This window comes from Nostoc sp. NZL, assembly GCF_015714705.1.
GTDB classification, from domain to species: domain Bacteria; phylum Cyanobacteriota; class Cyanobacteriia; order Cyanobacteriales; family Nostocaceae; genus Nostoc; species Nostoc foliaceum_A.
Genome location: NZ_WBKL01000009.1, coordinates 1 through 19,095 on the forward strand (window position 1 = coordinate 1; position 19,095 = coordinate 19,095).

The window sequence follows — 19,095 nt, forward strand, 5'->3', positions numbered from 1 at the left end:
AGAGATTATGGCGGGAGCCTTCTCTCCGATTTAGGTAAACCAACTCGTGAAGCTGTTGCAGTCGTTTACCAAGCTGTTCATCAATATGGAGGCGTAGCACTTGGCGAACAGATAGGGCAATTTCTACTTGCTTTCTGGACATTAGGTGTAGGTATAGCAATGCTGAAGTCTTCTCTTTTCAAACCTTGGGTTGGCTGGCTTGGTTTAGCAACAATACCCTATTGGTTGATTGGACAAAGTGAACTAATCGCAACAGTTATTCCAACCACACCTACATGGAAACTTACTTCCATTGGTTTTATAATTTGGGAGATTTGGCTAATTGTAATTGGGGTATTTCTGTTAAAGATTTCTACTAAAAGAATAGCTCTCACTAGCTAATTATTAGTAGCTTGATTACGGTATCTGTAAATACAGCTAACCAGTCATGAAGCTACAGCTTCTGATTTAGTTGACCCGTCCAAAGGTAAGCTCCAATCTTAGAATACTCCTGAAATCCGATGCGGCGATATACATTTACCCCCATTTGCGAGGCTTGTAATGTTGCTACATGGTATCCAAGGGCATAAGCTCTGTGCAGTGCAGTTAATACTAGTGCTTTTGCGAATCCCTTTCCTCTTGCTTCTGGCATTGTTGCAACAACGTAGATGCCTGCTACTTGTGGATCTAGATACAATGCTGATATTACAACGGGCAAACCTTTCCACCAGCCAATAAAACGGATATATTCTTTGGAATCTATTCCCAAACTTAACTCTAAATCATAATAGGGATTATATTCGGAATCAGGAATTTCAAAGCCCACCATTGCAACTCGCACCCAATGCTTCAGGGTTTCGTGATCTTTAACCTGTGCGATCGCCAAATCTTCTACCACAAACAACTCCTCAGGTAAAGTCGATAAATCAATCGCCATCACAGGAAATTCACCTGAATTGCTTAATCCGTGGGCTTCTAAATACTTTCCTAAATCCGGTGGCTGAGTTGCTGTTCCTATCCACCAAAACATTGGCAGCTGCTGGGCAGTAAAGTAGTTGAGAGTTTCGGTGATGGTAGCATCGATTTGGTCAGGCTGGAGTTGGGCACAGCAAACACCGTTAAAAAAGGGAAAAGAAATGTCGGTAGAAAAACGAATCAGGTTAGATCCACAGTTGAGTTGGCGATGTGGTGCATTGCCATAGTTCGTCAAGAATGCAAACATATTGTTTTCGAGTACTCTCACTAAGTCAGGTGTCGATAAATCCTTTAAAATCAGGTTCACCTTCAAACTCCTAGTACAGAATTACACGAGTGAGCCTAACATTTTTAGCTAGACTAAGTAAGTCGGTGCAATAAAACCAAACTATGTAAATAAAAGTAAATAAAGCTCAAACTCTTTCTCTCCCTGCTCCCTGCTCCCTGCCCCCTGCCTTATTACAACAATAATTATTTACGCCGACTTACTTACGGGGGGTATATTTTTGTCCCTAAATACTAATCCACAACCAGAACAGCCGAACCTTCAATTTTTCCACTACGAAGCGCATCTAAAGCCTCATTTGCTTGAGTTAAGGGAAAAACATTTACCTCTGTACGAATTGGAACTTTGGGAGCTAAAGTCAGAAATTCTTCTCCATCTCTGCGAGTCAAATTAGCAACAGACCGCAACACCCTTTCTTCCCAAAGAATGTCATAGGGAAAAGAGGGAATATCACTCATGTGAATCCCCGCACAAACTACGACACCGCCTTTGGCTACTGCACGCAAAGCAGTGGGGACTAAATTGCCTACAGGAGCAAAAATAATCGCTGCATCCAAAGGTTCTGGAGGTAATACATCTGAGTTACCTGCCCAAGTTGCACCCAATTGACGGGCAAACTCTTGTCCCTCAAGATCGCCAGAACGAGTAAAGGCAAAGACTTGACGTTTCTGATAACAAGCCAGTTGTATCAAAATGTGAGCAGCTGAACCAAAGCCATAAAAACCTATTTTTTGTGCATCACCAGCCATTCTGTAAGCGCGATAACCAATTAAGCCACCGCACAACAGGGGTGCAGCTTGCAAATCAGGATAGCTAGGGTCTAGGGGAAAACAAAAGCGGTAATCGGCTACAGTGTACTCGGCAAAACCACCGTCGAGATTGTAACCAGTGAATTCGGCATAATCGCAAAGATTTTCCCGATTAGAGAGACAGTAGGGGCAGCGATCGCCACAAGTATAACCGAGCCAAGGAACACCAACTCGTTGACCTATACTAAATTTATCAACGCCTTCCCCCATCGCCTCTACAGTACCTACGATTTGATGCCCAAGTACCAAAGGTAATTTGGGATGCGTCAATTCTCCATCAACTATATGCAAATCTGTGCGGCAGACAGCACAAGCATGAACGCGAATCAGTACTTGCTCAGAATTGGGTTTTGGCTGTGGCAATTGGGCTAACCGTAGGGGTTGGCGTGGTGCTTCCAAAATCATCGCACGCATAAGCAATTCAATTTTTTTAACTAGGTGGTGGCAACTAACCTGGCTGCCAAGGTGATATCAGAATACGCGGTTAACTATATGGTAAGAACTTGAGAAAGGAACTTACTGCCATTGATCTAAAATATCTTTAAATAACACCTCTTCTATCCAGGTCTTGGTAACTACTGCCAGTGGTATTGCCATTAGTAGTCCCAAAGCTCCAAAAAGAGTAACGAAGACAATTTGCGCCGTCAGGGTGACAGCAGGTAATAGTGCCGCCTGTCTTGCCATGACGGTTGGGGTGAGCCAGTAGCTTTCAATATTTTGAATTACGATGTATAAAATTATTACTGCCCCGACTTTCCAAGGTGCATCAAGAAAAGCGATCGCCATTGGCAATACTACACTCAAAGTTGGGCCAATATTCGGAATAAAGTTGAGTAACCCTGCTAAAACTGCATGAGCTAGTACCAATGGTACTTGTAAAATCCATAGCCCTAATCCACTGAGTAGGCCAATAAATACCATTTCAATCAAAGCACCGATTGTCCAACCGCCTAAACCTTCTGCACAAAGGGAGAGAATCTCTTTAACTCTCCAACGGTAAAAGGCAGGGAATAAGCGGACAAAAGCTCTCCGGTAAGGCCGCGGGTTAGCAAGTAGCATCAAAGTCAGAACTATAACTAACAAAAGTTCTAATATTGCATTTACAGAGGTTGAGAAAAGAGCGATCGCCTGTTGTAATAGATTTGTAGCCCAAGGTTGTAGTTGTTCAATAAAATTATTGATGTCAGGAATTTCCGGCAAATAGATTTCTAGAATGCGTTTTTCTAACCAGTTGATAGCCCGTTGAATTTGATCTATTCCAGTTGGTAAAAGCACTATTAATTCCCGAAACTGTTGGATAAATGGCGGCACAATCAAAAAGAAAACGCCAACTAGCAGTGTTATGACAATACTTACACTCAGCCAAACCGCCCAAATCCGTTTGATTCCAAACTGCTGAAACCACAAAACCAGTTGATTAATCGCCACTGCCAATACTACAGCAGTAAACAACAGTAACACTAACTGCCGAATTTGCCAGAAGATGTAGAGCGAAACAATTAGTCCCAGCAACCCCAAGTATTGCCCTAATTTCATCTTGTCTTTCTCCTATGCTGCTTGGGCTTTTGTTTCCACCAAATTCCAATAAAACCAATGACAGCCGCTATGCTAATTAACACCAAAGGATTGAAGGCAATTACAAAACTAGCACCTGGTTCATACTGCCAACGCAATAACCAAAATGTGTCATTACCAATAACAAAAGAAGGCACTCTCAGAAAGCTGAACAATACAAGCAGCAACAAATTCATCGCGCTCAAGAAAAAGAATACTGACAAAGTGACTTTTAACCAAAACCAGAAAATGGTATAGGGTTTTTGTTTTGACATATACCAATACAGTTATTAAATACCGTAATTACAACTAAATTACGCCAAGCTTTGTTAACTAGTACCCTGCTATTTATAGCCTACTTCTTAAATGTGAATATCAGGTGAGAGCAAATCTAAAAATTGTTTTTTAGATTTTATACTTTAGGCTTGAAGTAGTTAATCACTTTTCAATCACATTTATTTTTTATAATTTTGATGTTTACGTAACGACCAAATGGGGAACGCTCAGACTTTACTCTCCCAATGGCCAATCTTGAGGCAAACAATATGACAGCAACATCTGAAGAAATCATGCAGCCACAGCAATGGCACAATCTAGTTGAATCGAAGGTGGCTTGGCATTTAAACACAAATCTAGAAACAGGTTTGACTTCAGATGAGGTGACAAAACGACGGGAACGTTTTGGTTCTAATGAACTCAAGGGCAAAGCTGGAACAAGCCCAATATTAAGGTTTTTGTTGCAATTTAACCAACCTTTGTTGTACATTTTGCTGATTGCGGGTGCAATCAAAGCTTTAATCGGACAGTGGGTAAATGCTTGGGTAATTTGGGGTGTAACCCTGATTAACGCCATTATTGGTTTTATTCAAGAATCGAAAGCAGAAAGTGCGATCGCAGCCTTAGCTTCTTCAGTACAAACTAACGCAACTATCCTTCGCAACGGTCAAAAGGTACAGGTTCCATCAGCAGAGTTAGTACCTGGCGATTTGGTGCTACTAGCTTCTGGAGATAAAGTACCAGCTGATTTGCGTCTTGTACGAGCGAAAAATCTGCAAGTGAATGAGTCAGCACTTACAGGTGAGTCAGTCGCTATTGAAAAAAATACCCGGCCCCTGGATGCAGATGCTCCTTTGGCAGAACGAACCAACATGGCTTATGCAGGTAGCTTTGTCACCTTTGGTACTGCTAGAGGGATTGTGGTGGCGATTGGAGAAGCTACGGAAACTGGGCGGATTTCCCAACTCATCGAGCAAGGAACCAGCCTGAAAACTCCCTTAACTCGGAAATTTGATAAATTTAGCCGTACCTTGCTGTACATCATTTTGGGCATAGCTGCGCTGACTTTTGCAGTCGGGCTGGGATATGGCAACTCATGGGCAGCAATGTTTGAAGCTGCTGTTGCTTTTGCTGTGAGTGCGATTCCTGAAGGGTTGCCTGCTGTAGTTACGGTAACACTAGCGATAGGTGTTTCCCGTATGGCTCGACGACATGCGATCGTTCGCAAATTGCCAGCAGTTGAAACTCTCGGCGGTGCTACAGTCATTTGCTCTGATAAAACTGGCACTCTGACTGAAAATCAGATGACTGTACAAGCAATTTATGCAGGAGGTAAAAACTATACAGTCACAGGTGGAGCCTATGTTCCAGAGGGAGAAATTTTGTTCGATGAACAGCCAGTGGATTTGCAGAATTCTCCTGTTTTGGAAGAATGCCTGAAAGCTGGATTGTTATGCAATGATTCTCATTTGGAGACCAAAGACGGGCAATGGCAGGTTGTTGGTGATCCCACAGAGGGAGGTTTAATAGTTGTTGCTAATAAAGTTGGCATGACTAGTAGCAACTTAGAAGAAGAAATGCCCAGGCTGGATATTATCCCGTTTGAGTCTGAGTTTCAATACATGGCAACTTTGCATGAAGGAGGAAGTAGGGAAAATTCTTCACGAGTCAGAACTATCTATGTTAAAGGTTCGGTAGAATCCATCCTCAAACGTTGTCAGCAGATGTTGGATGCTGAGGGAAACCTTGCCCGCATAAATGCAGAAACTGTACATCAAGAAGTTGATGCAATGGCTAACCAGGGTTTACGGGTGCTAGCTTTTGCGAAGAAATCTGCATCGGCGGCTCAAGATTCCCTCGATCATGCAGATATCGAAAAAGATTTGGTTTTTTTGGGATTACAAGGGATGATTGATCCACCCAGAACAGAAGCGATCGCAGCGGTGGAAGCATGTCAAAATGCAGGTATCCAAGTCAAAATGATTACAGGCGATCATGCGATCACTGCACGAGCGATCGCTGAACGTATGGGCTTCAATAAAAATGGTGAAGTTCTGGCTTTCACAGGTGCTGAACTTGCCCAAATGGATAAATCAGAACTGGCGACGGCTATAGAAGATGGGGCAGTATTTGCCCGTGTTGCACCAGAACAAAAACTCCGCATTGTGGAAGCCCTTCAATCTAAAGGAGAGGTTGTGGCAATGACAGGAGATGGTGTCAATGACGCACCAGCCCTGAAACAAGCAGATATTGGCATTGCAATGGGGGGTGCGGGTACTGAGGTAGCCAAAGAAGCCTCAGACATGATTTTGACCGATGATAACTTTGCCTCCATAGAAGCTGCGGTTGAGGAAGGGCGGACTGTTTACCGAAATTTACTTAAAGCGATCGCCTTTATCCTACCTGTTAATGGTGGCGAATCAATGACAATTTTAATTAGTGTACTGCTTGCCAGAGAATTGCCCATTTTATCTTTACAAGTTTTGTGGCTAAATATGGTTAATTCCATTGCGATGACTGTACCTTTAGCCTTTGAGCCAAAGTCAGAAAGGGTAATGCAAAAATCACCGCGCAGCCCCCGCGAACCATTACTTTCTAAAAGTTTAGTTAAGCGGATTCTGGTAATTTCTATCTTTAACTGGATTTTGATTTTTGGTGTATTTGAATGGATACAAAAAACTACAGGAAATATAGATTTATCTCGAACAATGGCAATTCAAGCTTTAGTCGCTGGGAGAATTTTTTATCTTTTAAGTATTAGTCAATTAGGAATTGCCCTAATTAATCAACTTCGGGGAGTTAGACAGACAGCAAGCGATGTCTCAGCAATTGTAATTGGCATAGCTTGTACAATAATTTTGCAGATAATTTTCAGTCAGTGGAATTTAATGAATAACTTATTTTCTACTGCTCCACTGAATTTAAATCAATGGTTAATTTGTTTTCTTATCGGTTTACCAATGATTGCAGTAGCAAGTCTAGTAAATCGATTCGACCCTATTGATTGATTCAACTCTGAGGAATTTGAACAACCCGCCACTCCTGAATACCCCAACGCCTCAGAACTGGTTCGGCACAACGGATATCATCTTCTGTGCCTTCTATCGTTACCAAATAATTTCCTTGAAATACTCGGTCGTTATAAAGTTTCGCGGCTTCTTCGGGAAGAAACCACCCTCGAAGTGCGCCAACCAGACCACCAGCTGCTGCACTAGCTCCACTTCCTAAAAGAGTTACTAAAAAAGACTCTACAGCTAATGCTGGGCCAAACCCAGGAATTAATAACACACCTAAACCAGCCACCAAAGTAAGTAAACCACCAGTCCTAGCACCTGCTAATGCACCCATTGTTGCACCTTCAGATGGAGTAATATTATTTTCGCTCATGTCGGTATCATCAAGTTGCTCATCTAGCTTGGGATTTTTGGTGATTACAGAAATCTTATTCATGGGAAAGCCACTATTTCTCAACTCGTCGAGCGCCTGTAATGCACGTTGCTTGTGAGAAAATATACCAATTGCATGTTGGAGTTGATCTGAAGCCATTTTACCTTTCAAAAGTATTAATGAACTGAGGATTGCGGATTAAATAACACTCGTATTTTATTCTCATCCCTTACTGGGTTTTAGTCTTTGCCTGATTTATCTTCAGTGTTAACAATAAATGTGACTAGAATGTGATGATAAAGGATTGAAGATTATTTTAAAGGGAGATAGATTTGTAAAGTTGTCCCTTCTTTTACTACACTTTTGAGACTAATATTACCGCCGTGAGATTGAATTATTTGTTGAGCAATAGCTAACCCTAAACCAAATCCCCCGGTTTTGCGAGAGCGTTTCTTATCTACCCGATAAAATCGCTCAAATATATATGGCAAATCAATTTCGGGAATCCCAATTCCATTATCCATAACTTGAATTACAGCCGAATGGGAATGAGTAAATAACTGCAACTGCACTTGACCACCAGCAGGAGTATATTTACAAGCATTACTAACTAAATTGACAACTGCTTGTCGGAGCAAGTTAACATCACCAAACACAGTTACACTGTTATTAGGCAATTTGGAAATCAAATTAAGATGTTGTGCATCTTGGTGTGTAATATAATCATTTGTTATTTGCACAAGTAAACTCTTGAGGTCAAGTTCTTGTAGCGATTCGGTGGGTAATTGACCTTGAGAACGTGCTAGAAACAACAGATTATTCACCAGAGTACTCATTGACTGACCGATATCAAAAATCTTTTGGAAGCGTTGACGCTGCACCTCAAGATCGGTAGATTTAGACAGAAAGCCAAACTGAGCATTGCTAATAATTGCTGTCAAAGGCGATCGCAATTCATGGGAAGCATCCGCTGTAAACCGTTGAAGATGATCGTAGCTGTGGCGAATTGGTTGCATCGCTAGTCCTCCCAACCACCAACCAGTCAGGGCAATTGCACCCAATGTAATGGGCACTGAGATTGCCAAAACTAGCCGAAATTCAGCTAAAGCACTTTCAAGAGATGTGATTGGCATCGCTGCTTGCATGTAACCAATTAATAAACCATCCTGGTAAACAGGCAAAGTTACCTGACGCAGCCATACCTTATCATCGGTTTTGATAGTATCAAATCCACCTAGTACTGAAAGGCGATCGCTTGGAGTCGCACCAAAAAATTGTACTAGTTGCTTTTGGTCATCATACCAACTTGCATACACTAGTTGACTATCTGCCAATGGTTGTACCATACTTCCCAACAATGGTACATGTTCCAAGTCTAGCTGTCGCCGACCATTGTACAGTTCTGACTTCACATTCGCTGCCATCACACTGGTTTTTTTATAAAGTAATCTATCCAGTTCCTCTAACTCATCGATGACTTCCACATAGTAAACTACCGCCGCAAAAGCAATCAAAATACCACCCATTGTTAGGGTGAACCAACTTGCGAGATTGCGACGGCTACGATTAAACATAAATTGTCATTAATCATTGAAGAAAAAATTTAAAATCTAAAATTGGCTGGCTCCTAATTCTTAACTTTATTCTTGTGGATTTAAGCGATAACCCATGCCGTAAACTGTTTTAATCCAGTCTGCTGCACCCAATACTTGCAAGCGCTGCCGCAACTTGCGTACTAGCACGGTTAAAGCATTGCTTTCTGGTTCCATACCCCACTCCCACAATGCTTCTTCAATCTGGTTGCGGTTTAAAACCTGATTAGGGTGACGCATCAAGTATTCTAATAGTTTTGCTTCACGAGGAGATAATTCTACTTTTACGTGACTTCGTTCTACATTTAATTCAGCTAAATACAATTGCAAATCTGCTACCCGCAGGCTATCTCCCTGCCAATTGGGGACTCTCCGCCCCAGAGCACGTACCCGCGCCAAGAGTTCCACCAAGTCTGCGGGTTTAACGAGATAATCATCTGCTCCTGCATCTAAACCCATAACTTTATCAGGCGTGGTGTCTTTAGCAGTCAACATCAACACGGGTGCAGTCTTACCAGAGAGACGATACTGGCGACACAGACTCAACCCGCTAATTGTCGGTAACATCCAGTCTATAATCAATAGATCGTAATCTTTTTCGGAAATCAGCCACTGGGCAATTTCCCCATCTTCCGCAGCATCTACAATATATCCGGCTTCGGACAGAATACCTTGTAATGGCTCTAATTGTTCAACATCATCTTCTACTAGTAATATCCGCATAAAACCTTTCGACATTAAGTCATTCCAGGAAAATTGCCAGCACTACTTAATAAGAATAAAGCTAATTTTTTCTTATATCTTATATTAGTACTATCCCAAGTCGAGAGTTAAAAGTGTTCTACCATAAGACATATTATGTATGCGTCAATAGGTAGTCTTCGGTGTTTATAACTTTGCCAATATCAGACTAGTTTATATTATATGTAAATTAATAATTTAAAATTTATGCCTTATTTACGGCCACAATTTTTACTACTTATTCTATCTTTACTATTGTTGGGAATTTCCTTTTGGACTGGTGGCGATTTGTTAACAAAGCAATTATTAGGATTCTCTTACAGGACGCTGGATAAGTTGCAAGCAGATACACTCCCACAGGTGAAGCTCACACTGAGTTTTAGAGTGATTGATCTGAAAATAGAGCAAGAACAAAAAATTACTCAAGTTAAGATTAAAACGGATAAGTCTGTGCTTAAAAGGTTAGAGTTAGAGTTCACTCACTCAAATTTTTCAGAAGTGGCGATCGCACAAGAATTGGGATTATATGCTCAAAAAAAACTAGAACTTAATAAACAAATACAGGTACAGATTCCGGTAAGCTTGAAAGTAATCAAAGCTGAAATTCAAAAAGAGCAAGGAATTAGTTTTGTTGAGGTTAGAACCGCCAACAATGCTTTGATCAAGTTGGATTTTGTAATCCCAGTAACTGAGATTAATATGGTAGAAGCAATGACTGCTCAATTACTAAATTTGTCTCCTGAAGAAGTCAGAAAACTAATCCGTTATCAAGTCAGAAATCAATCTTGGTTTAAATCACAACCCAAACAATGCATACAAACAAAGAAAGCCGCTAAAACTGAGATAATTTCAAATACTAATTGAAATGACACGGGAGCTAAAGCAAATCCCCAAACCAGAGAAATTGTCCCAGCTACCATCGCCGCAATGCGATTAATTTCGTCTTTAGTCTTCCAAGCCAAGAAAAAAGTCCCTAAACCAATTAATAATAAGACTACACTACTCATAAAGATATTCACTTAAGTAAGTGGGCAAGAATAAATCATACTATTTTAAGCAATGTAAATTTGATTAAATTAGCTAGTAGTAAAAGCTTCAACCCTTACTACAAACCTTTAATTATTCACGCCTATTTATAGCGGTTCTCGTTTACGTGAGGTACACCCGTAGGGGCACGGCAATGCCCATACGTGTCAACTTAAGGTGAAACCCATCCTAGAAGCAGCTTTTAGATATTGTCTCGTTGTCTTGTTCCCAGTCTCCGACTGGGAATGCCGTCCTTGGGGCTGCCGCCTCCCTTGCTGGCGGCAAAGCCGCTTTTGAATAGCATTTCCAGCCCAGAGGCTGGAAACGAGATTTGAAAAGGCTTTTAGCTTAAGTTGACACCAATGGGCAATGCCGTGCCCTTACGAAAGATATGGTTTTTAACCTTGCCCCATATTTGGTATTTCTTGTCAATGCGTAAGTCCTATCTGTACCCAGAATCAGTGGCGAAAGAGTCGCCAAATTCCCCACTTCACCAAGGATTGCCAACCATTGTGAATCCAGCCCAATAATAAGGATGGGTAAGTAATTGCTCCCCTTCATCAACACTGTTAGCAGGTAAAGGCAAGCTCCCAGCTACTCCCAAACCTTGCACTTGACCATCCTTTACGTAAATCTGCCCTTTAGCCATACCTACCTGAGCAAGTCTTAGAGCTTCTGCCTTAATAGAAGATGTCCTCAAGTTCTCATAAAATTTCGTCATCAACGCTGCTGTACCAGCATCGTTGACCGACCAAAGACTCGCAACAGTAGTTTTCACACCTGCCAGCACTGCTAAACCCGCAAATCCCAGTTCGGACTCTTCATCCCCCAAGGCTGTTCTACAAGCACTCAGCACCAGCATTTCAACTTCGGGTTCATTCAAGCGCAACTGTCGTAGTTGGTTCAAGCGTAACTTGTCTTCCCACAGTTGAATATAGGAATTACTCAAAGTACCAGCAGCAAAATCGGCATGGGTTGCCATGTGAATAATCCCAAAAGGTTGTTGGCGGCGGATAGTTTTGAGATTTTCTAAGGTGGCTTGCTTGTCCAACAATAATTTGCCTTGCCAGAGTTTAGACACCAGTGTTGATAACTCAAGGGGGACTGCTGGTAAAGGCTCTTGTCCTTGAGTACTCTGAGAAACCCCCAGCGCTAAGATTTGAGATTTTTTAATGTCTTTATAAAGGGTGTTAGTCAAGCTCAGACTGGGCATCAAACCAATGCTGTATTTTTCTACTAGAAATCCCTTACCATCGTGAAGTGCTGCTATTGGGGTTGAACGTAACCCAATATCTGGTAAAAAGACCAGATTGTTGATTTCTCTTGCCTGTAAATCTGCCTCTAGTGGTGCAATAATCCAGCGATAAAGTTGTTGAGATGAACGCAGATAACCGGTGCGGCGCCGATTTTGTGGACTAACGATTTGGTTGCGAAATTCCTCAGCTACTTGGAGAACTTTGGCTCTGGTCGTTTCTGGGATGCGCTTGCGGATGGGGTCACCTTTTCCAGTTACTACCACTAACTCCAGTTGATCGCTACCCTGCTCTGCTATGGTATTCAACTGTTTAGTAAATTTTTTAGCTTTACCTAAATTTCCCTCTGGTAGAATCTCCACAGGGACAAAGCTAGTGTAGATAAATGCAGGTTTCACACCAGTCGCTTCTTCAATTTTGCGAGCAATTTCTTTGGCATCATCTAGTGTTTTAGTTTTAGGAGTGGGTATACCTAAATGGTCGACAAAATCATCTGTGAAATTCCCTTCGGGAGTGGGATTGGTATCAAGAACGGGGTTATCAATATTAGGATTATTGGTGCCAGGGTCAATCGGTTTACCTGGTAGATTGCACTGGAATGTACAGGGGGCAGGAGCCGGAGTAAAAGTCGGGGTAGGAGTCGGAGTAAAAGTCGGGGTAGGAATCGTGGTAGGAATCGTGGTAGGAGTTTGACTGACGTTGATTCCTACCTGTACAGGTGCAGAAGAGGAAACGCTATCATTTGCACTAATTACAAAGGCATTGAGTGAGCCATTAGTATCTGCCGGAGGTGTGTACACCAAAGTATCGCCGCTAGATAAGGTAGTAACACCAGGGATAACGGGAAGGCCATTGACAGTGAGATTTCCTGTATTCACCACATCAACCTGAATGGAGGTGATGTCATTATTAGTATCGAGAACCAGTGCAGCCAAACTAGAGAATGTTAAGGTTACTGCTTGATTGGTCTGGGTATTGGGTAGCGATGAGTTTGCCGTTAATGTAGGAGGAGCGTTGACGGAAGTAATGGTGATATCCGTTGGAGTGCCGCTAGCATCTCCACCAGTGGGCAAGACTGGAAAGCTATTTGAAGCAACGATAGAATTGTCGCCTGTATTAATTGACCCTGCGGTGCCATTGACACTCGCATCACCTACTGTAAATGGCACATTGTTTGGGCCACCATCGTGTCGAATTCTGATAGTACCTTCCGCAGAAGGAGTAGATTGAACGTTTGGAGTAGTAGCGATCGTGACACCTGTATCGATATCATCGACAATAATCGTCCCTATTCCTTGAACTAATCCGTTTGTCAGTACTTGGATATTACCACCTTGAAGGGTATTAGCATCACCAAAGTCCGTTGTGGCCTGTGCGTTTATGCTGCTAAAGCGAATTGTGCTGCCAAAGTTATTGGTGGTTTGTAAAGTAACGTTACCACCTGTAGCACTTGCATCACCATCCACTCCGGTGGCAGTTGCTGAGGCATCAATAGCGCCATTAACGATGATATTATCTGTGGCAGTTAAAGTAACTGCGCCAGCTGTGCCAGTAAATTCGCCACCTCCGGTCTTGACTACAGACGAGTTAATTGCCCCTGTGGTGATACTGCCACCTGTGGTTGTTGCTACTACATCGCCACCCCTACCTGATTCACTAGCATCATTGGAAAAGGAATTAATTGTATCTGTGAGGATATTGCCTGCGGCAGTCAAAGTCACTGTTCCCGGGATGCCACCACCACCACCGCCACCATTATCGCTGGTGTTAATCTGATTAAGGGTAATTCCACCATTGTTGCTTACAACTTGAACATTACCTGCTGAATAGCCTTGTCCACTAGCAATAATGTTGCCTGCACTAATGTTGCCAGTTGTCGCAGACAAAGTTACATCCCCGCTTCTACCGAAATCACGAGTTGTGTTTAGATTTCCCAGTAATAAGCTGGCTCCTGAAATGTTAATGGCTCCTCCAGTTGTCGCAATTGTGTTGGTAGGGTCAACAAAGTTTACAGAACCGTTTTGTGAGGTTAGGCTGAAGCTACCACCGCCCAAGGTTAAAGTAGCAACACCATCGGTAGTCACTCCGAGGGTACCTCCTGTGATGTCATTAATGGTAATATTCCCTGTAGCCTGTAAGTCGATATTTGCACCGAATCCTAAAGCTGCGATCGCACCCCAAGAAACAGTGTTAGCTCCAATATCTGGAGCGTCAAAGGCAATATTGCCAGCTGTGGCATCAAAACTACCCACTCCACCATCGATAATTGTCAATGTGCTGGGGTCTAATAATAAAGTGCCAAAGCTACCATTGGGGGCTGAAGTATCTACCAAACCGTTGAAAGTCAAGAAATTTTTGCCTGATACTTCTACAAAACCACCATTCCCAGCATTTGCTCCTCCACGAGCCGAAATATTACCAAAAAACTGGGTTGTATCGTTACCCCAAACAATGACGCGTCCGCCGTTTCCATTCAAATTACTATCGGCTGCAATGACGGACTTGGAGTCAACATAAGTCTGATCTGCGTTGGGTAAAGTCCCCTTACCTTGGTAATCACCGCCAATTAGCACTGTACCGCCACCATTGCTTCCAGAGGCGTTAATATTGGCATCAATCACCGCGACTCGTTTACCCAAGGCAGTTACTGTCCCGCCTGTTTGACTCGATACATCCACAATGCCCGAAACAATCGTTGTACCTGGAGTTGTAGGAATTGTGACATTAGAGCCTGTTAGTTGCACAGTTCCATCAGGATTGGCTGTTAACCCAGTGTTACCAACCGTGAGCAATTCTGGTAAAGATGCAATGGGAATTGTCCAGTTATTAGGTTGGTTGCTACTAGAGGCGAGGGGCTGAATTTCCAGACTCAACAGATTTCCTGGCTGACTGAGACGCACCCAATTTTCCCCTGGTACGGATGTGACAGTAATCTGCCCTCCCGGTGCCGAAAGCTGCCCAGTGTTTACAACCGTACCGCCTAATAAATTCAAATTTTGCCCAGTACCTACTGCCAAATTTCCAGCATTTGCGATCGCTCCTGGCTGGTTGGTACTAAAAGCAAATCCGTTGGGGTTCCCAATTAAAGTGGTGTAGTTATTAACACCAATAGCGTTGAACCAATTGCTGCCAAAACCAATACCATTGGCTGTTGTCGCCGTGAAAGCACTGGGAACATTTAAGCTGGCATTTGATCCAAAAATAAATCCGGCTGGATTCATCAAGAAGAGGTTAGGATTGCCACCTGTTACCTGAATTAAGCCATTAATAATGGAGGCATTCCCGCCTGTGATCCGACCAAGAATATTTTGCAGCGCCGGACTGGCTTGAAAGTTGGCGATTTGTTCTGGTGAAATCCCAAATTGTTGAAAGCTATGGAAGAGGTTTACACCATCTCCTGAAGTTGTACCGCCGGTGATATCAAGTCGGTTGCCGTTGGGTGTAACAATTGTGTTTGTCCCATCAGCAGCAGGAACAATTTGTTGTGCTTGGGCTAATTCCGCACTCATCGCTACAATAGCTAGCACTGAAGCGGCGATGCTGGACACTAGAGATTTTTTACGACGCAATATGAAGCGACCTGCTGGCAATTCTACATCGATTTCTAACTTGTCTGCTAATCCGCGTCGCCAAAGTGCTTGAGCGATCGCCTTCTGCGACCAGAGGACTTGTTCTGTTCTTCTGCTAACAGATATGCTTTGGGAATGAATCCGGTAAAGGTAGAGTGGCTCTTGAACCCGGTGTACTTGGGCTACTTCTGAAAGTCGCAGACATAGGTCATAATCATAGGCACACCCAGAGAACGATTCGTTAACACCTCCCACCTGGTCGTAAACCGACCGTCGCATCAGGCGGAAGTGAAACGTCATGAAGTTTACCAAAAGATTTTCTTGGGAGTAGGGAATACTACAGCGATCGCCATAACCAAGAACTTTGCCGTCTGGATCGATATTTAAGTAGTCGGTATAAACAAATCCCGTTTCTGGGTGGCGATTAAGTGCTGTAGCGGTTTGGGCAAGGGCGGTAGGAGCTAGGATATCATCACTGTCAACTATACCGATGTAAGTGCCACTAGTTTGGTTAATCGCTGCCTTACAAGCCGCAGCAACTCCTTGATGATGTCCTTGGACTACCCGCACTCGCCCATCTTGTTGAGCATATCCTTTAGCGATCGCCACTGATTCATCTGTGGAGCCATCATCCCAAATCAGTAGCTCAAAGTCTTGCCATGTCTGTACTAAGACGCTGGCGATCGCTTCTTGAAGGTAAGCCTCCCGATTGTAATTGACGATGACAATGGAGATCAGTGGTGACATCGAAGTAATCCCAAGTTTTCTACCTGCTTACCAGAATATAATGTTAAGGGCTTTTACTTAGTAATGATTGCTGTTTATTATCTTTTAGTTACAAATTTTCTTAAATTTGAATGTCAAAAATATGATATTCAAATACTCATGCACCCGTAGCATAACCAAAAATTGAAATCAGCCATGTCGTAAGATCAGGCACACCACCGAAAAGAAATGACAAAAGGAACAGAAACTCGTGTTAAGTCTGGAGCAACGACTCAGCAAAGAATTGTCTATCTCTCTCATCAGTTGGACACTTGGCACAGTCTGGCAACTAGGAAATGGAGTCAGCACAGTTTCAGTTTCAAGTGTGGCTTGCTAATTCTCCCTGCGGTCTGGATTGTAACTGCCAATGGACTTAGAGCTAAAGCCGATATCTCTACACCAAACCCGGCTGAAAATAGCAATCATCCACAGTTACAAATAGTACAGGAAACAGAACCTTCTCCGGCAACTGACTCTAATCAACCAGAACCGAACCCCCAATCACCTCCACCACAACGCATTCGGGTTCGCAAAATCCAGGTAGTAGGTAGCACAGTATTTACTGAAAATGACTTTAATCCAGTTGTCAAACCGTTTGAAGAACGGGACTTGACTTTAGAAGAAATCAGACAAGCCGCAGATGCTGTTACTCAACTTTACCTAAATAAAGGCTATATAAATTCCAGAGCGATTCCAGACACTCAGCAAGCTAGTACCGCTGATGGTGTTGTGGTAATTCGGGTGTTTGAAGGGCGTTTGACAGAGATTGAGATCGAAGGGACACGGCGATTAAACCCATCTTATATTCGTAGTCGCATTCAACTAGGTGCCGGTATTCCTCTAAATACTGGTAAACTCGAAGATCAGCTGAAACTGTTGCGACTCGATCCCCTATTCACAAATGTGGAAGCGCGTCTGCGTCCAACGGGTAAGGTTGGTCAAAGTATTCTCATTGTCAGAGTTGAAGAGGCAAACCCTTTAACTGGTAGCTTGGGTGTAGATAATTATTCGCCTCCGAGTATTGGTGCGGAAAGGTTGGGTGTTGAATTAAGATCGCGCAATTTAACTGGGATGGGAGATGAGTTAGCAGGCTCCTATTACCACACGCTTTCTGGTGGTTCAGATGCCTTTGATTTTAGCTATCAAGTTCCCGTGAACGCCATGAACGGTAAAGTGCAGATTAGAGCGGCATTTAATCGCAACGAAATCACTGAGCCACCCTTTGATGCGCTTGGCATTCGAGCCAACCAGGATCTTTATGAAATCAATTATCGCCAACCATTGACGCGATCGCCCAGAGAAGAATTTGCCCTATCCTTAGGATTTACCTATCAAGATGGTCAAACCTTCCTCTTCGATAACCTCGCAACCCCCTTTGGCATTGGGCCTGATGCCAATGGCGTTAGCCGCACCAGTGTAATTAAATTTGGTCAAGACTATGTTAGACGCGAACCTCAAGGAGCCTGGTTTTTGCGATCGCAATTTAATTTTGGCATTGATATATTAGATGCAACTATCAACAATGACCCCATACCTGATGGTCGCTTTTTCAGTTGGCTAGGTCAAGTCCAGCGCGTGCAGCAACTCAGCAACGATCATCTGTTGCTCATCCAAGCAGACTTGCAACTAACACCAGATAGCCTTTTACCTTCTCAGCAATTTGTCATTGGCGGTGGACAGTCTGTAAGGGGATATCGCCAAAATATCCGTTCTGGAGATAATGGATTTCGTGTAGCTATAGAAGATCGGATCACAGTCCAGCGCAATGAATCTGGATTATCCACAATTCAACTCGCGCCATTTCTGGACATGGGAGCCGTCTGGAATCAGTCTAATAATCCTAACGTGCTGCCCGATCAAACTTTTTTGGTAGGCGCAGGTTTAGGATTATTATGGAATCAGGCAATGGGAATTGATAATCTCTTTTTACGACTCGATTATGGATTTCCATTTATCGATCTGAGCGATCGCGGTAATAACGCTCAGGATGATGGTTTTTACTTTAGCCTTCGCTATCAACCCTAGTAAAATGGTGCGTTAGGCTATGGCTAATGGTGCGGCACAGCTAATAACCGAACCTGATATAACTCATTGAGCAGCCATAGCACAGGCTGCGATCGCGAGTTGTTAATTTAAAACCTCATTTGTTTCATTTATGTCTGTAATCATTGCTGGAGAACGTAGTGGGGTGGGCAAAACAACAGTTACGCTCACCCTTTTAGCATCTTTACGTCGTCGCGATCGCCTAGTGCAATCTTTCAAGGTAGGCCCAGACTACATTGATCCGATGTTTCATCAACACGTAACTGGTCGCCCTTGTCGCAATTTAGACCCCGTATTGACTTCCGAAGCGTACATTCAGCAATGTTTTGCCCGTCATAGTCAACTGAGCGAATATGCCCTAGTGGAAGGAGTGATGGGGTTATTTGACGGAATTGGTCATGGACAAGAAAAGCAAAAATCAACTGATTTTGCGAGTACTGCACACATCGCACGGCTCTTAGATTTACCTGTGGTGTTGGTGATTGATTGTAGTCGCCTGTCTGGTTCTGTAGCTGCGATCGCTCATGGTTATCGATCTTTTGATCCCAGAATTAAAATAGCTGGAGTAGTATTAAATCGTGTGGGGAGCGATCGCCATCTCTCTCTACTCAAAGATTCCCTAGAACCCTTACAATTACCTATTCTCGGCGTGCTGCGCCGTCAAGATAACATCACAATTCCCGATCGCCATTTGGGTTTAGTACCCACAGCAGAACTTCCCGAACTCAACGCTTTAATTAATCGCCTCGCCGATTTAGGAGATACCTGCTTCGATTGGCAACATTTATTACCCCTATTAAAATCAAAACCTCTCCCTCATCCCCCTTATCCCCCTCATCC

Annotated in this window: 13 protein-coding genes; 5 read left to right on the forward strand and 8 right to left on the reverse strand. The window is 43.1% G+C overall.

Annotation, left to right across the window (positions count from 1 at the left end; all coding sequences use genetic code 11):
* Positions 1-381: DUF4386 family protein (locus F8R90_RS01145; protein ID WP_196508858.1), on the forward strand; the 381-nt coding region annotated here is incomplete at its 5' end.
* Between the two features lie 52 nt (positions 382-433).
* On the opposite strand, the gene F8R90_RS01150 is transcribed toward F8R90_RS01145, so the two are convergent.
* From F8R90_RS01150 to F8R90_RS01165, 4 genes are all read right to left on the reverse strand, one after another.
* Positions 434-1,261 carry a GNAT family N-acetyltransferase gene (locus tag F8R90_RS01150; RefSeq protein ID WP_196508860.1) on the reverse strand — a complete coding sequence of 276 codons (828 nt, stop codon included), beginning with the start codon at positions 1,259-1,261 and terminating at the stop codon, positions 434-436.
* A 212-nt stretch (positions 1,262-1,473) separates the two neighbouring features.
* Positions 1,474-2,463 carry a zinc-dependent alcohol dehydrogenase family protein gene (locus tag F8R90_RS01155; protein WP_196508862.1) on the reverse strand — a complete coding sequence of 330 codons (990 nt, stop codon included), beginning with the start codon at positions 2,461-2,463 and terminating at the stop codon, positions 1,474-1,476.
* Positions 2,464-2,565: 102 nt separating this feature from the next.
* Entirely contained in the window at positions 2,566-3,585 is a 1,020-nt protein-coding gene (locus F8R90_RS01160) for an AI-2E family transporter (protein ID WP_196508864.1), read from the reverse strand.
* The gene (locus tag F8R90_RS01165; RefSeq protein ID WP_196508866.1) at positions 3,582-3,878 is read right to left on the reverse strand and encodes a hypothetical protein; all 297 of its coding nucleotides are present in this window, start codon (positions 3,876-3,878) and stop codon (positions 3,582-3,584) included. Before F8R90_RS01165 ends, F8R90_RS01160 begins: the two co-directional genes overlap by 4 nt.
* A 270-nt stretch (positions 3,879-4,148) precedes the next feature.
* Here F8R90_RS01165 and F8R90_RS01170 point away from each other — a divergent pair, with 270 nt between their 5' ends.
* Positions 4,149-6,887 carry a cation-transporting P-type ATPase gene (locus F8R90_RS01170; protein WP_196508868.1) on the forward strand — a complete coding sequence of 913 codons (2,739 nt, stop codon included), beginning with the start codon at positions 4,149-4,151 and terminating at the stop codon, positions 6,885-6,887.
* A gap of 1 nt (position 6,888) precedes the next feature.
* Here the strand turns inward: F8R90_RS01170 and F8R90_RS01175 are convergent, their stop codons facing one another.
* The 3 genes from F8R90_RS01175 to F8R90_RS01185 form a co-directional block, all read right to left on the reverse strand.
* Positions 6,889-7,425 (reverse strand): general stress protein, encoded by a 537-nt coding sequence (locus F8R90_RS01175; RefSeq protein ID WP_196508870.1) that lies wholly within the window; start codon positions 7,423-7,425, stop codon positions 6,889-6,891.
* Positions 7,426-7,577: 152 nt separating this feature from the next.
* Positions 7,578-8,840, reverse strand: coding sequence for a sensor histidine kinase (locus F8R90_RS01180; protein WP_196508872.1), 1,263 nt, complete (start codon positions 8,838-8,840; stop codon positions 7,578-7,580).
* Positions 8,841-8,906: 66 nt separating this feature from the next.
* Positions 8,907-9,581 (reverse strand): response regulator transcription factor, encoded by a 675-nt coding sequence (locus F8R90_RS01185; protein WP_196508880.1) that lies wholly within the window; start codon positions 9,579-9,581, stop codon positions 8,907-8,909.
* Positions 9,582-9,983: 402 nt separating this feature from the next.
* Between F8R90_RS01185 and F8R90_RS01190 the strand changes: the two genes are divergently transcribed.
* Positions 9,984-10,463 (forward strand): hypothetical protein, encoded by a 480-nt coding sequence (locus F8R90_RS01190; RefSeq protein WP_230966024.1) that lies wholly within the window; start codon positions 9,984-9,986, stop codon positions 10,461-10,463.
* A gap of 652 nt (positions 10,464-11,115) precedes the next feature.
* Here F8R90_RS01190 and F8R90_RS01195 read toward each other — a convergent pair.
* Positions 11,116-16,194 (reverse strand): CHAT domain-containing protein, encoded by a 5,079-nt coding sequence (locus F8R90_RS01195; protein ID WP_196508874.1) that lies wholly within the window; start codon positions 16,192-16,194, stop codon positions 11,116-11,118.
* Positions 16,195-16,401: 207 nt separating this feature from the next.
* Here F8R90_RS01195 and F8R90_RS01200 point away from each other — a divergent pair, with 207 nt between their 5' ends.
* Together F8R90_RS01200 and F8R90_RS01205 are read left to right on the forward strand one after the other, a co-directional pair.
* Positions 16,402-18,237 carry a ShlB/FhaC/HecB family hemolysin secretion/activation protein gene (locus F8R90_RS01200; protein ID WP_196508876.1) on the forward strand — a complete coding sequence of 612 codons (1,836 nt, stop codon included), beginning with the start codon at positions 16,402-16,404 and terminating at the stop codon, positions 18,235-18,237.
* Positions 18,238-18,367: 130 nt separating this feature from the next.
* Positions 18,368-19,095: cobyrinate a,c-diamide synthase (locus F8R90_RS01205; RefSeq protein ID WP_196508878.1), on the forward strand; the 728-nt coding region annotated here is incomplete at its 3' end.